This is a genomic window from Burkholderia sp. BKH01 (assembly GCF_025685725.1).
GTDB classification, from domain to species: domain Bacteria; phylum Pseudomonadota; class Gammaproteobacteria; order Burkholderiales; family Burkholderiaceae; genus Burkholderia; species Burkholderia pyrrocinia_C.
In genome coordinates this window covers 88,380-105,887 of the sequence record NZ_JAOTQT010000002.1, presented here as the reverse complement: position 1 = coordinate 105,887, position 17,508 = coordinate 88,380, and the positions used below count along the sequence as shown (strand labels likewise).

The window sequence follows — 17,508 nt, the reverse complement described above, 5'->3', positions numbered from 1 at the left end:
CTTGTCCTTGGCTCACTGCCCGATGCCCGTGAGCCCGATCAACGCGCCGCCCGCGAGCAGCCACAGCGGATGGATGCGCGTGCGCCACGCGAGCGCCGCGCAGGCGGCCGTGATGCCCCACTGGATCGCCGTGCGGTTCGACGCCTCGGAGATCAGCACCGCGCTCGCCGCGACGAGCCCGGCCGTGACGGGCATCATCCCCTGCTGCACGTAACGGCGCCACGGCCGGTCGCGAAAACGCTCCCACGCATGCAGCGCAAGCACGGTGACGATCGACGACGGCCCGAACTTCGCGAGCGACGCAACCAGCAGCCCGGCCCAGCCGGCCACGTGCCAGCCGACCAGCGACACGATCATCATGTTCGGCCCGGGCGCCGCCTGCGCCAGCGCGAACAGCGCGGTGAACTCGTGCGCGCTCATCCAGTGATGCACGTCGACGACCTGCCGCTGCATCTCCGGCAGGATCGTATTGCCGCCGCCGAACGCGAGCAGCGACAACTGGCTGAAGATCGTCGCGATCGCGACCAGCGTGTCGTTCATGGCCGGCCTCCGGGCTGCGCGTCGCGCGCGGCAGCCTGCGCCGGCTGCGGCGTGCCCGCATCGCGGCGCCGCGACGCGAACCAGACGCTGACGGGCGTCAGCACGAGCATCGCGGTCAGCAGCGGAATGCGCAGCACCGCGATCGCGACGAACGCGAGCGCCGCGATGCCGGCCGCCGCGCGCGCGTGCCGCAGCGGCTTCGCGACCTTCACGGCCATCGCGACGAGCAGCCCGGCGGCCGCGGCGGCGAGTCCCGCGAACAGGTGCTGCACGTGCGGATCGTTCTGCGTCTTCGCATACAGCACGCCGAGCGCGACGACGACGAGCGTCGGGCCCGCGATCAGCCCGAGAATGCCCGCGAACGCGCCGGCGATGCCGCGAAAGCGCATGCCGACGGCGACCGACAGGTTGATCACGTTGCCACCCGGCAGGAACTGGCACAGGCCGAGCAGATCGGTGAATTCGGCGGCGGACAGCCACTTGCGCTCGTCGACGATCGTGCGCCGCGCGAACGGCAGCGCGCCGCCGAACGACATGAGGCCGAGCGACAGGAAGCCGGTGAACAGCTCGGCGAGACCGACGCTGCGAGGTGACGCGGCAGGCTGCGGGGAAACGGATTGCATGGGGATCCTCATCAAACGGTCAGCCGAGGTTACCGCCGTTCAGGATCCCAGCAAAACGATTTTATCGGCACGTCCTTGTGATCTAGAATCACAAGCATGGCACGCGATCTCCCGCCCTTTTCCGCGCTTCGGGCCTTTGAAGCCGCGGCACGACATGAAAGCTTCAGCGCCGCCGGCGACGAGCTGCATGTGACTCACGGTGCCATCAGCCGGCAGATCGCCGCGTTCGAGGCGTGGCTCGGCAAGCCGGTGTTCCACCGCTACGGCAAGCGCGTGAAGCTCACCGACGAAGGCCATCGCTACCTGGACACCGTGCGTGCGGCGTTCGACAGCATCGCGCACGCGACCGAGCAGTTGCGCAACACGGGTGCTGCGCGCGTGCTGCGCATCAATGCGCTGCCGACCTTCGCGATGAAATGGCTGCTGCCGCGCCTGTCGCGGTTCCAGCGCGACGTGCCGAACGTCGAACTGAAATTGTCGACGTCGAACGCGCCGCTCGACGCGCTCGACGGCTTCGATGTCGCGATCCGCCGCGGCCCCGGCCACTGGCCGAACTGCACGAGCGGCCACTTCCTCGACGAAAGCGTGATTCCGGTCTGCAGCCCGGCGCTGCTCAAGCGCGCGCCGATCGCGCGCGCGGACGACCTCGCACGGCACGTGCTGCTGCATTCGGATACGCGGCCGGAAGGCTGGCGCGACTGGTTCGCGGCGGCCGGCGTCGCGATGAAGGGGCGCAAGCGGCAGTCGTTCGACCACTTCTACCTGGCGCTGCAGGCGGCCGTCGACGGGCTCGGTGTCGCGCTCGGCCCGCTGCCGCTGATCGACGACGAACTCGCGAGCGGCCGGCTCGTGATGCCGCTGCCCGGACCGCGCATCGCGACGCGCAGCTACTGGTGGATCGCGCCGCGCGCGCCGGCCGACGATCCGCTCGTCGCGCAGTTCTGCGCGTGGCTGGAAGCGCAGTCGAATACCGGCGCGTGAGTGCGCGCCGACGGGCGGCGTTGTGCCGCCCGTTCCCGGTCAGACCACCGGGCCCGGCTCCTTTTCCCTGCGCAGGATCGCGTACAGGATGATCGCGCCGAACGTCGCGGTGCCGATCCCGCCGAGCGCGAAGCCGCCGATCTTCAGCGAGAAATCGCCCGCGCCGAGCACGAGCGTGACGGCCGCGACGATCAGGTTGCGGTTGTCGGAGAAGTCGACCTTGTTGACGACCCAGATCCGCGCGCCCGTCACCGCGATCAGGCCGAACACGACGATCGACACGCCGCCGAGCACCGGGCCCGGGATCGTCTGGATCACCGCGCCGAATTTCGGCGAGAACCCGAGCCCGATCGCGATCAGCGCGGCGACCGCGAACACCAGCGTCGAGTAGATCCCCGTGACGGCCATCACGCCGATGTTCTCCGCGTAGGTCGTGACGCCCGTGCCGCCGACGCTGCCCGACACGATTGTCGCGAGCCCGTCGCCGATGAACGCACGGCCGACGTAGCGGTCGAGGTTTTGCCCCGTCATCGCGCTGACGGCCTTGATGTGGCCGAGGTTCTCGGCGACGAGGATCACCGCGACCGGCGCGAGCATCAGCATCGCGTGCGGGTCGAACACCGGCGTGCGGAAGGCCGGCACGCCGAACCACGCGGCATGCCCGACGATCGCGAAGTCGATCGGCTTGCCGAGGCCCATCCCGTTGGTCGCGATCGCATAGATCGCGTATGCGATCGCGAGCCCGACGAGGATCAGCAGGCGCTGCATCATCCCGCGCGCGAACACCGCGACGCCGCCGACGCAGAGCACCGTGACGAGTGCCATCACCGAGTCGAAGGTCGACGCCGACACGCCCTTGACCGCGATCGGCGCGAGGTTCAGCCCGATCACCGCGACGACCGCGCCGGTGACGACGGGCGGCATCAGCGTCTCGATCCAGCGCGTGCCGATCGCCTGCACCAGCGCGCCGAGCGCGACATACACGACGCCGCACGCGACGATCCCGCCCAGCGCGACCGGGATGTTCGGGTTCGGGCCGCTGCCGCCGTAGCCCGTCACCGCGATCACGAGCCCGATGAACGCGAAGCTCGAGCCGAGATAGCTCGGCACGCGCCCGCCGACCAGCACGAAGAACAGCAGCGTGCCGATGCCCGACATGAAGATGCACAGGTTCGGGTCGAAGCCCATCAGCAGCGGCGCGAGCACGGTCGAACCGAACATCGCGACGACGTGCTGCACGCCCATCGCGACCATCTGCGGCCACGCGAGGCGCTCGTCGGGGCCGACCACGCGCGACGCCGCGCCGGTCGATTGCACCCGCCAGCGCGGGAAGTAGGAATCGGACATGGGGAAAAGGGCTCCTGTCGGTCGCCGGCTGCGGAGGGCGCGCCGGTCTGGAATCTGGCGCGAGTTTACGGAGCGGGAATAAGGCTGGCAAGCGCGGCAAGCGCGAACGGGCCGCCGGAAAGCGCGGGCGCGGCTTGCCGCATGCGCGAACCGGCGCACGGCCGCGCGGCCCGGTGAAGCAGCCGCCCGTGCGTTGCGCGCGGGCGGCAGCGGATGGCGCCGGCGGCGATGCAAGCGTGCGCTCGCATCGTCGCCGGCGCACTGTGCATCACGGGTTGATGTACTGGAACAGCGACAGGTTCTGCAACTGCGCGTAAGCCTTCTGCGAGCCCGTCAGCGCGTTCTGCATCTGCAGGAACTGGCTGATCGTCGACACCATGTTGGTGCTCGTCAGGTCGGCCAGGTTGCTGGTGACCTGCAGCGTGTTGGTCTGGTTCACCGTCTGCATCGCCTTGATTTCCTGCTCGCGGCCGCCGACCGACGCCTGCACGGTGAGGACGTTCGTCATCATGTTGTTCAGCTTCGTCGTGCCGGTGGTCATCGCGTTCGCGAGCGCGGCCGCGACAGTCGTGTTGCTGCTGATCGGCACCTTCAGCGCGGCGATCATCGTGTCGAGCGCCGCGAACACGTCGGTGCCGGCCTTCGGCGCGGGCGTGACCGTGAACGTGTCGCCGGGCGCAGGCGTTCCCGACACCGGCACCGACAGGCCGCTGCCGAGCGCGATCCCCGCGCCGGCCGAATACGGCTGCGCGGCGGTCGTGGTCGGCGGGACAACGGAATTGTCGGTGACCGTATAGGTCGGCGCGGCCGCCGTGCCGCCGAACGTGATCGCGAACTGGTGTGCGTTGGTCGCGGCCGACGGGCTCGTGATCGACACCGCGCCGATCGTGCCCGTACCCGTGTTGGTCGCGCCGGCGAGCGGCACCGGCTGGCTGCCGAGCATCGGCACCGACAGGAACACGTTCGCGCCGTTGTCGCCCTGCGAGATCGCGCGCGTGTCGGCGATCTGCACCTGCCGCGTGCCCATGTCGCCGCTGTAGGTCACGCCGCCGCCCGACGCGTTCGAGAACGGTGCCGTGGTCGACTGGAAGCCCGAGAACAGGTAATTGCCCGAGCCGTCCGTCGAGTTCGCGAGCGTCAGCAGCTGGTCGCGATAGCCCTGCAGCTGCGTCGACAGCGCCGAGCGGTCGCTGTCGGACAGCGAGCCGTCGCCTGCCTGGATCACCACCGTATGAATGCTGTTCAGCAGGTTGTTGACGCTGATGAGCGTCTGGTCTTCCTTCTGCAGCGACGACAGCGCGGCGTTCTGGTTCGACGCGTACTGCGACAGCGTCGCCGACGTCATCGACAACTGCACGGCCTGCGCCGCGCCGAGCGGGTTGTCGGCCGGCGTCGCGAGGCTCACGCCGCTCGAGATCTGCTGGTACAGCTGCGACAGCTGCGCCTGCTGGTCGCTCATCTGAGCGACGTTCTGCTGGTAGAACTGGGTGGTGGAAATCCGCATCGCTTCGGTCCCCGAAATCAGTTGAACAGGCCGAGCACGGTCTGGAACAGCGTCGACGCCGTCTGGATCACCTTCGCGTTCGCCTGGTAGAGCTGCTGGTACTGCATCAGGTTGGCCGCTTCCTCGTTCTGGTTCACGCCCGACACCGACTGCTGCGCGGACGTGATCTGGCCGACCAGCGCGGTCTGCGCGGCGCTCGACGACTTCAGCTGGCTCGTCGTGTTGCCGATGCCGTTCACGTAGTTCGCGTAGGCGCCCGTCAGCGTGGTCGAGCCGTTGCCGAACGATTTCGAGTTGACGAGCTTCGACAGCGCGAGCGCGTTGCTGCCGTCGTTCGTGCCGCCCGTGTTCGGCGCGACCGTGAACGTGTCGCCCACCGCCGGCGTGCCCGACACCGTCACCGTGACGCCGGCCGTCAGCGTGATCGGCGTGCCGGACTGGTACGGCTGCGCGCCGGTGGTCGTCGGCGGCACGGCCGTGTTGTCGGTGACCGTATAGGTCGGGCTGGCGGCGGTGCCGCCCATCGTGATCGTGTACTTGTGCGCGGTGGCCGCGGCCGCCGCGCTCGTGACCGACAACCCGCCGATCGTCCCGGTGCCCGTGTTCGTCGTGGTGGCCGACGGCACGTACGGCGCCGCCGCCGCGATCGCCGAGCCGTTCGACGTCGCGAGGCCGAAGCCGTTCAGCGCGCCGCGCGTCGGCTGCACGGTGAACTTGTCGCCGGCGCTCATCGAGCCCGACGTGAACGAGAAGTTCAGCCCGCCGATCGAGGCCGGCATCGACGCCGACGAGCCGACCACCGTGCCGCTCGCGCGGTCGGTCAGCGTGTAGTTCGTGCCGTCGTACGACAGCGTGTAGTCGCCCGTGGTCGGCTGCGACGCGTTCGCGAACGACACGGACAGCGCCGCGTTGCCGGTGTTGCCCTGGTTCGCGTAGGTGATCGGCGAGCCGGTCGTGAACAGGTTGCCGCCGACGTTGCCCGACAGGTCGATGCCGAGCGCGTTCTGCGCGTTGACCTGCGCGGCGAAGCTGGTCGCGATCGCACCGAGCTGGGCTTCGGCCGGGTCGAGCGTCTGGCTGCGGAACGCGAGCAGGCCGCCGAGCGTGCCGCCCGACAGCGACGCGTCGGACAGGAACTGGTTCGGCCCCTGCGGGGTCGCGCCGGCGATCCCCTGCGACACGACGGTCAGCTCGCTCGGATCGGACGGCGACGTGACGGTCGCGAGCTGGTAGCTCTTGTCCGCGACGACGAGCGGCGTGCCGCCCGCGAGAAACACGCTGTAGCCGTCGCTGTTGCGCACGACCTGCACGCCCGCGAGGTTCGACAGGTTCGACACCGCGAGGTCGCGCTGGTCCATCAACTGGTTCGGCGGCTGGCCCTGGCTGCTCGCGGACGCGATCTGCTGGTTCAGCTGCGCGATCTGCGCGGTGTACGCGTTGATCTGCGTGACGGTGCTCGTGAGCTGCGTGTTCACGCTCTGGCGCAGCGCGTCGTATTGCTGGCCGGCCGCCGTGATCTGGTTCGCGAGCGTCTGCGCGTTGCTCATCGCGGTCTGCCGCACCGACGAGTCGGACGCGCTGTTCGCGACGTTCTGCAGCCCCGTGAAGTAACTCGTGATCGCGGTCGAGATGCCAGCCGTCGGGCTGCCAACGTAGTTGTTCAACTGCGTGACCAGCGAATACCAGGTCGACAGCGCGCCGCCCTGCGTCTGCGCGCCGTTCAGCTGGTCGCTCAGGTACTGGCTGTACTGCCGCTGCACGGTGACGGTGTTCACGCCCTGCGGCATGTAGCCGCTGCTGGTGTACTGGCCGCTCGCCTCGGCATAGACGGGGCGTTCGACCGAATAGCCCGGCGTCGCGGCGTTGCTGATGTTCTGGCCGGTCGTCGTGAGGCCCCAGAGCGCGGCATTCAGGCCGCTGACGCCGAGGTTCATGAGTGAGTTGGACATGCGCGATCCTGATGAGCCGGCCGCGCTGCGGCCGCCGGGTTGCGTAACTCCCGGTATAACGGCCGCGGATCGAAAAAATTGAGGAAAAAATGCACGCACGGCGTGCGACACGCGCGGCGCTGGTCGAAGCGTCCGGCGGGCGGCCCGTGCGGGCCGGCGGCCGCGTGCGCGTCAGGCCCGCACGAGCGAGCGGCGCTTCATCTCGAGCTGCGTGATCAGCCGCTGCAGCGTGTTCTCGGCGCTGCCCGGCAGCGACATGTAGCGGAAGCCGAGCTGGAAGCGCCGCGACCCGTTCGGCATCTGCGTCGAGCGCTGCGACACGAGCTGCAGGTCGAGCGACAGCTTGCCGTGGCCGGTCAGCTCGAGCTCGACGTCGGGCAGCAGCGTGCCGACCTCGAGCGCCTCGACGCGTTCGTCGGCCGTGCGCAGCCCCACGCCGCCGAGCGACAGGTTGTGCACCTCGAACAGGAAGCTCTCGCCGTCCGGCAGCTTGCCGCGGCACAGGAACGGATCGACGATCGGCGCATCCACGCGGAAATATTCACGGCGCTGGATGCACATCAGGACTTCGGGGAAATCGGCGACGAACGCGGGCAGCCCCTCGTAGCGCGTCTCGCGCGGCGTGCTCGTGGTGAATTCGACGCGCACGCCTTCCGGCGAGGCGGCGAACGTGCAGTGCGACGCGCCGAGGATGCCGGCGTTCTGCTCGGACAGCGCGCCCCAGTCGAACGTGAACGTCCGCGCGCCGACGTCGACCTCGAGCAGCCGCGTGACGAGCTGGCCGCCCGGATACTGGACGGTCAGGAAATCGCCGCGATTCACGAGGTTGCGCAACTGCACGCCGATTTCCAGCGGATTGCGGCGGGCATAGTCGGGCCCGGAGTGGCCTGCGTCCAGGCTGGGGTCCGTCGACGTTTCGATATTCATGGCTAGCCGGTCTTTCTTGTCATGGGCGCCCGGACAACCGGTGCGCAATAAAACCGGGTCAGAACAAGGCCCGGTCGCAGGTCTCTCACACTTAGCGGCAGTGCTGACCGAAAGTTTAGATCGATTTCCCGATTTTTTTCGCGCAAACGTTGAAACCGCGCGCGGCGGGCTGCCGGGCGCGGTCCTGAGAGGGTAATTGACGGTGGGCCGGAGCCTGTTATCGGCGGGGCGCAGGCCCTGGCCCGTCAGCCGATCTGCTGCATGATCGAGATCAGCTTCTTCGCGTAGTTCGGGTCGGTCGCGTAACCGGCCTTCTGCATCCCGTGCGCGAAGCCTTCGACGCTGCGGCTCGCGCTCAGCACGCCCGAATAGCGCGGATTGTTCTTCAGCAGGTTCGCGTAATCGGTCATCGCGTGCTCGTACGAGTCGTACGCGCGGAATTTCGCGACCACGCGGCGCGGCGTGCCGTTCACGTACTCGGTCGTCAGCGCCGACACCGTGCGGCCGGTCCAGCCCTTGTTCGCCTTGATGCCGAACACGTTGTAGCTGGTCGAGCCGTCGGCCGCGCGAATCTCGCGCTTGCCCCAGCCCGATTCGAGCGCGGCCTGGCCGACGATGAAACGCGCCGGGATGCCGGTCGACGCGCTGGCCGCCTGCGCGGGGGCCGCGAGCCGGTCGACGAACGCGTCGGCGTCCGGCGCGCCGCTCGCGCCCTTCAGCGGCGGCGTCAGCGCGCTGCCGGCCGAGTAGCCGCGCGCGCCGGCGAGCCCGCCGTTGTTGCCGGCCGCGTTCGCGTACGCGCGCGCCATCGCGTTCATCGCGGCGAGGCTGCCTTCGTTGCCGGCCGTGCCGAGGCCACCCGCACCCAAGCCGCCCGTACCGACGTCGGCCGCCGTGTCGCTGCCCGCGCCCTGCCCGGCGTTGCGCAGCAGCTGCTTCATCAGCGCGTCGGCGACGCCGATCCCGCGCGTCGACATCTGCTGCGCGAGCTGCTGGTCGAGCATCGACGTGTACATCTTCGACGTATGCGAATCGAACAGCCCGCCGTCGGGCGACGCGTCGCGCATGCTCTTGAGCATCATCTGCGTGAACATCGCGTCGAACTGGCCCGCGACGGCCTTCGCGCCGGCCTGCGGCGACTGTTTCGCCTGCGCGCGCAGCGCGTCGAAACCCTGCACGTCGAGCGCGAAGCGCTGCGTGAGGTCGTTCGCGTTGGAAAGGTTCGCTGCCATTTAGATGACCTCCAGGTCGGCGCGCAACGCGCCGGCCGCCTTCATCGCCTGCAGGATCGACATCAGGTCCGCCGGCGTCGCGCCGAGCGTGTTCAGCGCCTTCACGACGTCGGCGAGATTCGCGCCGGCCGTCACCATCTTCAGCGCGCCGTTGTCCTGCTTGAGCTGGATCTGCGACTGCTGCGCCACCACCGTCTGCCCGTTCGAGAACGGCCCCGGCTGCGACACGACCGGCTGCGTGTTGACGACGACCGACAGGTTGCCGTGCGCAACCGCGCAGCTCTGCAGCGTGACCATCTGGTTCATCACGATCGAGCCGGTGCGCGCGTTCAGGATCACCTTCGCGGCGGCCTTGTCCGGACTTACGTCGAGGTTCTGCAGCCGCGCCATGAACGCGACCTGCTGCGCCGAGTCGGCCGGCGCGGCGAGCTGGATCGTGCGGCCGTCGAGCGCCGTCGCGGTGCCCGGGCCGAAGCTCGAGTTGACCGCGGACACGATCCGCTGCGCGGTGCCGTAGTCCATGTCGTTCAGCTGCAGCTGCAGCACGCCGTTCATCTGCGCGATCGCGTTCGGCACCGAACGCTCGACGATCGCGCCGCCGACGATCCGGCCGGCCGCGAGCTGGTTCACCTGCACACGGCTGCCGTTCGCGCTGGCACCCGCGCCGCCGACCGCCATGTTGCCCTGCGCGAGCGCGTACACCTGCCCGTCCGCGCCCTTCAGCGGCGTGAGCAGCAGCGTGCCGCCGCGCAGGCTTTTCGCGTTGCCGAGCGACGACACGGTCACGTCGAGCGCCTCGCCGGGCCGCGCGAATGGCGGCAGCGTGGCGGTCACCATCACGGCCGCGACGTTCTTCAGCTGCATGTTGTTCAGCGACGACGAACCGCCGTTGGCCGACCCGTTGTTGATCGAGATGCCGAGGTTCGCGAGCATGTTCGCGAGCGTCTGCGTCGTGAACGGCGTCTGCATCGTCTGGTCGCCCGTGCCGTCGAGGCCGACGACGAGGCCATAGCCGATCAGCGGGTTGTCGCGCACGCCCTGGATCTGCGCGAGATCCTTCAGGCGTTCCGCGTGCGCGGGCGCCGCGCCGAACACGCAGGCCGCGGCCGCGAACGCGACGGCGAGCCGCGCGAAGGCCCGTGCGCGGGACGACAGGCGGTCGAAAAGGGGCTTCTGCATCGTCATCACCACGGCGCGATGTTGAGGAAGAAGCGCTGCAGCCAGCCCATCGTCTCGGCTTCGTTGATGTAGCCCTTCGCCGAGTATTCGATCCGCGCGTCGGCGACCTGCGTCGAGTAGACCGAGTTCGCGCCCGAGATCGTGTTCGGGTTGACGATGCCCGAGAAGCGCACGAATTCGTTGCCCTGGTTGATCAGCATCTGCTTCTCGCCGCTGACGACGAGGTTGCCGTTCGGCAGCACGTTGGTGACGGTCACCGTGATCGTGCCGTTGAACGTGTTCGCCGCGCTCGCGCCGCCCGTCGCCGCGAACTTGTTGTTGCCGGCCGCAGACAGGTTCGCCTTCGCGAACAGCCCGCCGAGGAAGCCGGCCGTCGGCACGTCGAAGCCGGTGTTGCCCTGCCGGTTCGTGTTCGCGCCCGACGATTTCGTCGCGTTGATGTTTTCCGCGATCACGATCGTCAGGATGTCGCCGGTGTTGCGCGGCCGCTGATCCTCGAAAAGCGGCCGCCCCGCGTAGCCGGGGTTGTAGATCGAGCCGGGCGCCTGCATCGACATCGGCGCTGGCGGCTGCGCCGTCATCGGCTGCTGGATGATCGGATCGCGCGGGATCTGCGCGCAACCGGCGAGCGCCGCCACCGCGACCGCGCACGCGGCGCGGACGGTGGCTGACGGGAGGAGGCGAACCTGCTTCATGGCGACGACGGGTGTTCCGGTTAGGTCTTCATCTGCGTGACGGTCTGCAGCATCTGGTCGGACGTCGTCACGGCCTTGCTGTTGATCTCGTAGGCACGCTGCGTCTGGATCATGTTGACGAGCTCCTGCACGACGTTCACGTTCGACGCCTCGACATAACCCTGGTTGAGCACGCCCGCGCCGTTCAGCCCCGGCTGCGACACGTTGGGCGCGCCCGACGACGTCGTTTCCGCGAACAGGTTCTCGCCCTTCGCCTCGAGGCCGGTCGGGTTGATGAAGGTCGCGATCTGCAGCGAGCCGATCTGCACCGCATTGCCCGAGCCCGGCTGCGTGACCGACACGACGCCGTCCTTGCCGATCGTCAGCGACTGCGCGTTCTGCGGCACGGTGATCGCCGGCAGCACCTGGTAGCCGCTCGACGTGACGAGCTGGCCCTGCGCGTTGGTCTGGAACGAGCCGTCGCGCGTGTACGCGTTCGTGCCGTCCGGCATCAGCACCTGGAAGAAGCCCGCGCCGTTGATCGCGACGTCCTTCGAGTTGCCGGTCTGCGTGAGGCCGCCCTGCGTGTACAGGCGCTCGGTCGCGACCTGCTGCACGCCGGTGCCGAGCTGCAGGCCCGACGGCAGCTCGGTCTGCTGCGTCGAGTTCGCGCCGGGCTGGCGGATCGTCTGGTAAAGCAGATCCTCGAACACCGCGCGCGACGCCTTGAAGCCGTTCGTGCTGGTGTTCGCGAGGTTGTTCGAAATCACGTCCATCTGCGCCTGCTGCGCATTCATGCCGGTGGCGGCGATGTAGAGCGAACGGTTCACTTGTAAGGTCTCCTGCGTGGGCTGGCGCGGGCGCTCAGCTGAAGTTGAGCAGCTGGTTCGCCGTCTGCTCGTTCTGGTCGGCCGTCTGGATCAGCTTCGACTGAAGCTGGAATGCGCGCGCGTTGTCGATCATCGCGACCATCGCGGTCACCGGGTTGACGTTGCTGCCTTCGAGCGAATTCGGCGTGACGACCACGTTAGGGGCGGCGTCGGCCGGATTGCCGTCGGCGGTGCGGAACAATCCGTCGTTGCCGCGCGTGAGCGTGGCCGGATCGGGATTGACGAGCTTCATCTGGTCGACGATCGCGACCGCCGTCGGCGGGTCGCCCGGCATCAGCGCGGAAACGGTGCCGTCCTTGCCGATCGTCACTTCCGCATTCGGCGGCACCGAGATCGGGCCGCCGTTGCCGATCACCGGCAGGTTGCTCGCGTTGACGAGCTGGCCGTTCTCGTCGACGTGCAGGTTGCCGGCGCGCGTGTACGCCTCGCTGCCGTCGGCCGTTTGCACCGACAGCCAGCCGGCGCCCTGCACGGCGACGTCGAGCGGATTGCCGGTGCGCGTGATCGGACCCGGCGCGTAATCCGCGCCGGGCGTCGACGCGAGCACGTAGGTGCGCGTCGTCGTCGGGTCGATCGTGCTGCCGTCGCCGAAATTCATCGGCACCGCGCGATACGTCGCGAGCTGCGCGCGAAAGCCCGTCGTCGATGCGTTCGCGAGGTTGTTCGCGACGATCGCCTGCTGGTCGAGCGACTGCGACGCGCCCGTCATCGCCGTGTAGATCAGTCGGTCCATGGCTGCCGGTTATCCGCGCTTACAGGTTGATGAGCGTCTGGTCGACGGTCTGCTGCGTCTTGATCGTCTGCGCGTTCGCCTGGTAGTTGCGCTGCGCGGTGATCAGGTTGACGAGCTGCGACGTGAGGTCGACGTTCGAGTTCTCGAGCGCGCTGCCCTGCAGCGTGCCGTGGTTCGTGCTGCCCGGTGCCGAGATCTGCGGCACGCCCGATGCGGAGGACTCCGCATACTGGTTGCCGCCGAGGTTGACCAGCCCGTTCGGGTTGTTGAAGTTCGCGAGCGCGATCAGGCCGAGCACGGCGGTCTGGCCGTTCGAGTAGTTGCCGGTCAGCTTGCCGTCGGCGCCGATCGAGTAGGTCGTCAGCGTGCCGCTCGCGTAGCCGTCCTGCGCGAGGTTGTTCACGCCGTCCTTGCCGCCGTACTGCGTCGTGCCGGTCAGGTCGAGCGTGAGGCTCTGCGGCGTCACCGAGCCGTCGGTGTTCGGCACCGTGAACTGGAACTGGCCGAGCGACGTGGTCGGTGCCGCCGGCGTGCCCGTCGTCGTGCTCTGGATCGCGCCCGACGAATTGAACGTGACCGTGCCGAGATCGGTCGTGGCGCCGCCCTGGACGCCCGCGTACGCTTCCCACGTGCCGGCCGCCGACTTCACGAAGTACATGTTGACCGCCTGCGAACCGCCGAGCGAGTCGTACACCTGGATCGACGTCGAGTAGTTGTAGGTCGTGGTGTCGGTCGCGCTGAACGGCGTCTTGACCGGCACCGTGTCCTGCGAGTTCAGGTTGAACTGGCCGGTGATCTTGGTCGTCGCGGTCGGCGCGATGTTGGTCGTCGGCGCCTGCATCGGCACCGTCTGCGCAGTGTTGATCACGCCGCCCGAGCCAGCCGCGTAGCCCATCAGGTTGCGGCCTTGCGAGTCGACGATGAAGCCGTTCTTGTCGCGCTGGAACGTGCCGTCGCGCGAGTACGTCGTCACGCCGTTGTTCGACATCTGGAAGAAGCCGTTGCCGTTGATCGCGACGTCGAGCGACGAGTTCGTCGTATTGATCGTGCCCTGGCCGAACTGCTGCTGCACCGACGCGAGCGTCGTGCCGATGCCGATCTGCGTGTTGACCGACGTCGCGACCGAGTTCGCGTACATGTCGGCGAACTGCGCGGTGCTCGACTTGAAGCCGACCGTGTTCGCGTTCGCGATGTTGTTGCCGATCACGTCGAGCGCGTTCGATGCGCCGGCGAGGCCGCTCAGACCCTGTTGATAACCCATTTCGGTCTCCGTTTCGGGAAAGCTGAATCAGTTGGACGTAGTGCCGCCGGACGACGACGTGTTCGGGAAAATCGACGCGACCTGGGTGAGCCCCACCGTCGTGCCGTTCGACAGCACGAGCCCCGCCGTGCCGTCAGCCTGCTTGATCACGCTCTGCACCTGCGCGGCCGCGAGCGTCGTGGCCGCCTGCGGCGTGCCGGCGCTGTTGGTATACGACGCGCTGATCGTGTACTTGCCGTCCGGCAGCGCATTGCCCGCCGCGTCGGTCGGCGTCCAGTTGAACGGCACGGTGCCGGCCGACTGCGCGCCCGCGTTGATCGTATTCACGACGGCGCCCGCCGAGTTCTTCACGGTGATCGTCAGGTTCGACACCGAGCTCGCCAGCGACACGCCGAACGGCGATGCCGCACCGCTCTTCACCGCGACGGCGTTGCCCGGCGCGAGCACGTTCGTGCCGATCAGCAGCGCGGCCTGCGTCTGCTGGCCGGCCGTGAGCTGCGTCGACAGCGACGTGAGCGACGTGTTCAGCTGCGCGATGCCGCTCACCGTGTTGATCTGCGCGAGCTGCGACGTCATCTGCGAGCTGTCGACCGGGCTCGTCGGATCCTGGTTCTGCAACTGCGTGACGAGCAGCTTCAGGAACGTCGCCTGCAGGTCGCTCGCCGACGTACCGTTGGTCGACGACAGGCTGTTGGTGTTCATCGTGTCGGTCGGCAGGGTCGACACGTTCGTGCCGTTGCCGCCGATCGTCGTGCTGGAGGATGTCATCCTGGGTGGCCTTCTATCGGAACTGTCGGGTTAGGGTCGACGCGCGGCTCACGAGCCGATCGTCAGCGTCTTGAGCATCAGCGTCTTCGCGGTGTTCAGCGTCTCGACGTTGGCCTGGTACGAGCGCGACGCCGAGATCATGTTCACCATCTCCTGAACCGGGTCGACGTTCGGCATCTGCACGTAGCCGTTCGCGTCGGCGGCCGGGTTCGCCGGGTCGTAGGTCGACTTCATCGGCGACGGGTCGTCCATCACCTTGGTCACGCGCACGCCGCCCACGCCCTGGCCGGACGCGGTGCGCGCGCCGCCCATCGGGTCGGTCGCGAACACGACCTGCTTGGCCTTGTACGGCTTGCCGTCGGGGCCGGTGGCGCTGTCGGCGTTCGCGAGGTTCGACGCGGTGACGTTCAGGCGCTGCGATTGCGCGGACAGCGCCGAACCGGCGACGCCGAAGATGTTCATCAACGAAGGCATGGAGGCTCCTTGTGCTTGTGCGCGGGTTCGGAAGCGGCGCGCTTACGAGTTCGTCGAGATCGCGGCGATCATGGCCTTGATCTGCTGGGTCATCACGGTCATCCCGGTTTCGTAGTGCAGCGCGTTGTTCGCGAACTGCACGCGCTCGACGTCGAGATCGACCGTGTTGCCGTCGAGCGACGGCTGCAGCGGCATCCGGTACTGCGCGCGGCCGTAGTCGTCGGCCGGGCCGCCCGTCGGGATCAGCTTCGCCGTGCCGGCCATGTGGCCCGCCGCCGTCGACACCATCGACATGCCGCTCGTCACGCCGGCCGGCTGCGCCATCGGCAGTTGCGCGGCGTTGCTCGGCGCGAGACCGCCGCTCGTCTGCTTCAGCGAGCGCGCGAGCGTCGACGCGAAATCGACGTCGCGGGCCTGGTAGCCCGGCGTATCGGCGTTCGCGATGTTCGACGACAGCAGTTCCTGCCGGTAGGCGCGCACGTCGAGCGCCTGTCGGCCGAACGCGAATTCCGCATCGAGTTTGTCCAGCATGTGTGCGTCTCTCCGTATGAAGCGCTGCACGCCCCTCGCGCCGGATGGCGACCCGAGAGGCTTTTTTCCATGACAGCGATGGTAGGCGTCGCACGCAACCGGCAATCGGGCGAATAACGCGGCAAAGCCCCCCTCTATTCATCGTTTGCGCGGCGGTCCGGCTCCCTAGAATGCAAATCGGATCAACGGATCGAGGACACGGCGATGACGGGCAGCGCACTTCGCGGCAGGAACGGGCGGCTCACGCACGTCCGGCGTGCGTTTGCGCTCGCCGCGGCGCTGTGGATCGCCGCACCGGCCGCGCATGCGGACGACGGGATGATCGTGATTCCCGGACGCGGCGAGACGGCCGAAACCGCGCTCGCGCACGCCAATGCGGCGAGCGGCGGGCAGTTCGGCGGGAATGCGGGGATGGGTTCGAGCGCCGGCATGGCGCCGGACGCGGGACGCGCGGCGGCAGGTGCTGCCGGTGCCGCCACCGCCGGCTACGCGGCGCCGCCGGCCGGCACGATGGTCGTGACGAACGTTCCGCCGCCGCCCCCTGCACCGGCCCCCGTCTACGCAGCCGCTCGCGCGAACACCGCCTACGGCGCGCCGCGCGCCGCCGATCCCAACGCCATCGCGACGGTCGTCGCCGGTACGGCCGAGCCTGCGTCGAATCCCGCACGGCCGGCGCCGCGGGCAATCGCCGCGCGCATGGCGGCGGCCGTCGCCGCGTCGGCCGCGCCGGCGCCGCGTGCACCGATGGCTTCCGCCAACCCGGCCCAGGCGGCCCAGCCCGCGACGCCGCCCGGCCAGCAGGACCCCGACTCGATCCGGCGCGCGGCCCTCGCGTTCCTGCAGCAGCAGATCGCGGGCCTGCCCGGCAAGACCACCGCGACGGTCACGACCGCGTTTCCGCGCGGGCTCGCCGCGTGCACGACGCTCGAGCCGTTCCTGCCGACCGGCGCGCGCCTGTGGGGCCGCACGACGGTCGGCGTGCGCTGCGCGGGCGAACGGCCGTGGACCGTCTACCTTCAGGCGAAGGTCGCCGTGCAGGCCACCTACTACGTCGCCGCGCGCCAGATCGCGCCCGGCGAGCCGCTGGGCGCGGCCGACCTGATCGCGCGCGACGGCGACCTGACGGTGCTGCCGCTCGCGGTGATCACCGATCCGGCGCAGGCGATCGGCTCGACCGCGCTCGCGCGCATCTCGGCCGGGCTGCCGCTGCGGCAGGACATGCTGAAAAGCGCGGCGTCGGTGTCGGCCGGCCAGACGGTGCGGGTCGTCGCGGCCGGCCCGGGTTTCACGATTTCGGCCGAGGGCAGCGTGCTCGCGAATGCGGCACCCGGCCAGTCGGTGCGGGTGCGGATGGCGGCGGGCCAGATCGTCACGGCGATCGTCAAGGACGCCGGCACCGTGGAAATTCCGCTGTAGGGACGGATCCCGCCGCAAGATTGCAAAGAATTGTTTATTCGGAGAATTTCGGGCTCACGATGCTAAAGTTCGGGCCGACCCGGCCGTTATCTGGGTCAAACCGTACAGGAAACCCATCGTGAAGATCGATTCCACTCCGAAACCGAGCCCCCTTGCGCCGACCGGCAACGGCGCGACCCGTGCGCAATCCGGCACGGCCTCGTCGTCCGCGCAGGCGGCCGACGCCGGATCGACCGGCGGCGACGCGACCGTGAACCTGTCGGGTCTGTCCGGCCAGTTGCGCTCGGTATCCGCGTCCGGCGACGCCGATATCGACACGGGCCTTGTCCAGTCGATCAAGGAAGCGCTGAACAACGGCACGCTGACGATCGACGCGAACAAGATTGCCGACGGCGTATTGAACACCGCCCGCGAGCTGCTGCAGCAGCAGCGCCCGCAGGGCAGCTGAGCCGGCCGCCTCGCGGCCGGTCCCCCCGGTT

General features: G+C 68.8%; 18 protein-coding genes. 3 read left to right on the top strand and 15 right to left on the bottom strand.

Annotated elements, in window-relative coordinates; genetic code table 11:
• Positions 1 to 12: 12 nt before the first annotated feature.
• Both OEJ37_RS03435 and OEJ37_RS03430 read right to left on the bottom strand, forming a co-directional pair.
• Positions 13 to 540 carry a chromate transporter gene (locus OEJ37_RS03435; protein ID WP_263343204.1) on the bottom strand — a complete coding sequence of 176 codons (528 nt, stop codon included), beginning with the start codon at positions 538 to 540 and terminating at the stop codon, positions 13 to 15.
• On the bottom strand, positions 537 to 1,163 hold the full coding sequence (locus OEJ37_RS03430) for a chromate transporter (protein WP_263343203.1): 627 nt from the start codon (positions 1,161 to 1,163) through the stop codon (positions 537 to 539). Before OEJ37_RS03430 ends, OEJ37_RS03435 begins: the two co-directional genes overlap by 4 nt.
• A gap of 96 nt (positions 1,164 to 1,259) precedes the next feature.
• Here OEJ37_RS03430 and OEJ37_RS03425 point away from each other — a divergent pair, with 96 nt between their 5' ends.
• The gene (locus tag OEJ37_RS03425) at positions 1,260 to 2,144 is read left to right on the top strand and encodes a transcriptional regulator GcvA (RefSeq protein ID WP_263343202.1); all 885 of its coding nucleotides are present in this window, start codon (positions 1,260 to 1,262) and stop codon (positions 2,142 to 2,144) included.
• A gap of 39 nt (positions 2,145 to 2,183) precedes the next feature.
• On the opposite strand, the gene OEJ37_RS03420 is transcribed toward OEJ37_RS03425, so the two are convergent.
• The 13 genes from OEJ37_RS03420 to flgB form a co-directional block, all read right to left on the bottom strand.
• Entirely contained in the window at positions 2,184 to 3,491 is a 1,308-nt protein-coding gene (locus tag OEJ37_RS03420) for a solute carrier family 23 protein (RefSeq protein WP_263343201.1), read from the bottom strand.
• A 268-nt stretch (positions 3,492 to 3,759) separates the two neighbouring features.
• The gene (gene flgL / locus OEJ37_RS03415; protein WP_263343200.1) at positions 3,760 to 4,995 is read right to left on the bottom strand and encodes a flagellar hook-associated protein FlgL; all 1,236 of its coding nucleotides are present in this window, start codon (positions 4,993 to 4,995) and stop codon (positions 3,760 to 3,762) included.
• 17 nt (positions 4,996 to 5,012) lie between these two features.
• The gene (flgK, locus tag OEJ37_RS03410; protein WP_174421208.1) at positions 5,013 to 6,944 is read right to left on the bottom strand and encodes a flagellar hook-associated protein FlgK; all 1,932 of its coding nucleotides are present in this window, start codon (positions 6,942 to 6,944) and stop codon (positions 5,013 to 5,015) included.
• 171 nt (positions 6,945 to 7,115) lie between these two features.
• A complete protein-coding gene (locus OEJ37_RS03405) occupies positions 7,116 to 7,871 on the bottom strand; it encodes a flagellar brake protein (RefSeq protein ID WP_174421209.1) in 756 nt (251 codons plus the stop codon).
• A gap of 245 nt (positions 7,872 to 8,116) precedes the next feature.
• Positions 8,117 to 9,103: a flagellar assembly peptidoglycan hydrolase FlgJ gene (flgJ, locus tag OEJ37_RS03400; protein ID WP_174421210.1), complete on the bottom strand. Its 987-nt coding sequence runs from the start codon at positions 9,101 to 9,103 to the stop codon at positions 8,117 to 8,119.
• Positions 9,104 to 10,282, bottom strand: coding sequence for a flagellar basal body P-ring protein FlgI (locus OEJ37_RS03395; RefSeq protein ID WP_175919523.1), 1,179 nt, complete (start codon positions 10,280 to 10,282; stop codon positions 9,104 to 9,106).
• A 5-nt stretch (positions 10,283 to 10,287) separates the two neighbouring features.
• Entirely contained in the window at positions 10,288 to 10,977 is a 690-nt protein-coding gene (gene flgH / locus OEJ37_RS03390; protein WP_072437537.1) for a flagellar basal body L-ring protein FlgH, read from the bottom strand.
• A gap of 20 nt (positions 10,978 to 10,997) precedes the next feature.
• A complete protein-coding gene (gene flgG / locus OEJ37_RS03385; protein WP_027785669.1) occupies positions 10,998 to 11,786 on the bottom strand; it encodes a flagellar basal-body rod protein FlgG in 789 nt (262 codons plus the stop codon).
• A 34-nt stretch (positions 11,787 to 11,820) separates the two neighbouring features.
• Positions 11,821 to 12,579 (bottom strand): flagellar basal-body rod protein FlgF, encoded by a 759-nt coding sequence (flgF, locus tag OEJ37_RS03380; protein WP_152864126.1) that lies wholly within the window; start codon positions 12,577 to 12,579, stop codon positions 11,821 to 11,823.
• Between the two features lie 19 nt (positions 12,580 to 12,598).
• Complete coding sequence (gene flgE / locus OEJ37_RS03375; RefSeq protein ID WP_175919524.1) at positions 12,599 to 13,840, bottom strand: flagellar hook protein FlgE; 1,242 nt, start codon at positions 13,838 to 13,840, stop codon at positions 12,599 to 12,601.
• A 27-nt stretch (positions 13,841 to 13,867) separates the two neighbouring features.
• Positions 13,868 to 14,608 (bottom strand): flagellar hook assembly protein FlgD, encoded by a 741-nt coding sequence (gene flgD, locus OEJ37_RS03370; protein ID WP_152864122.1) that lies wholly within the window; start codon positions 14,606 to 14,608, stop codon positions 13,868 to 13,870.
• 48 nt (positions 14,609 to 14,656) lie between these two features.
• Complete coding sequence (gene flgC / locus OEJ37_RS03365; RefSeq protein ID WP_006485701.1) at positions 14,657 to 15,082, bottom strand: flagellar basal body rod protein FlgC; 426 nt, start codon at positions 15,080 to 15,082, stop codon at positions 14,657 to 14,659.
• 42 nt (positions 15,083 to 15,124) lie between these two features.
• On the bottom strand, positions 15,125 to 15,613 hold the full coding sequence (gene flgB, locus OEJ37_RS03360) for a flagellar basal body rod protein FlgB (protein WP_174421213.1): 489 nt from the start codon (positions 15,611 to 15,613) through the stop codon (positions 15,125 to 15,127).
• 204 nt (positions 15,614 to 15,817) lie between these two features.
• Here flgB and flgA point away from each other — a divergent pair, with 204 nt between their 5' ends.
• Both flgA and flgM read left to right on the top strand, forming a co-directional pair.
• Positions 15,818 to 17,029, top strand: coding sequence for a flagellar basal body P-ring formation chaperone FlgA (gene flgA, locus OEJ37_RS03355; RefSeq protein ID WP_263343193.1), 1,212 nt, complete (start codon positions 15,818 to 15,820; stop codon positions 17,027 to 17,029).
• A 118-nt stretch (positions 17,030 to 17,147) separates the two neighbouring features.
• On the top strand, positions 17,148 to 17,477 hold the full coding sequence (gene flgM, locus OEJ37_RS03350) for a flagellar biosynthesis anti-sigma factor FlgM (protein ID WP_174421215.1): 330 nt from the start codon (positions 17,148 to 17,150) through the stop codon (positions 17,475 to 17,477).
• Positions 17,478 to 17,508 lie beyond the last annotated feature (31 nt).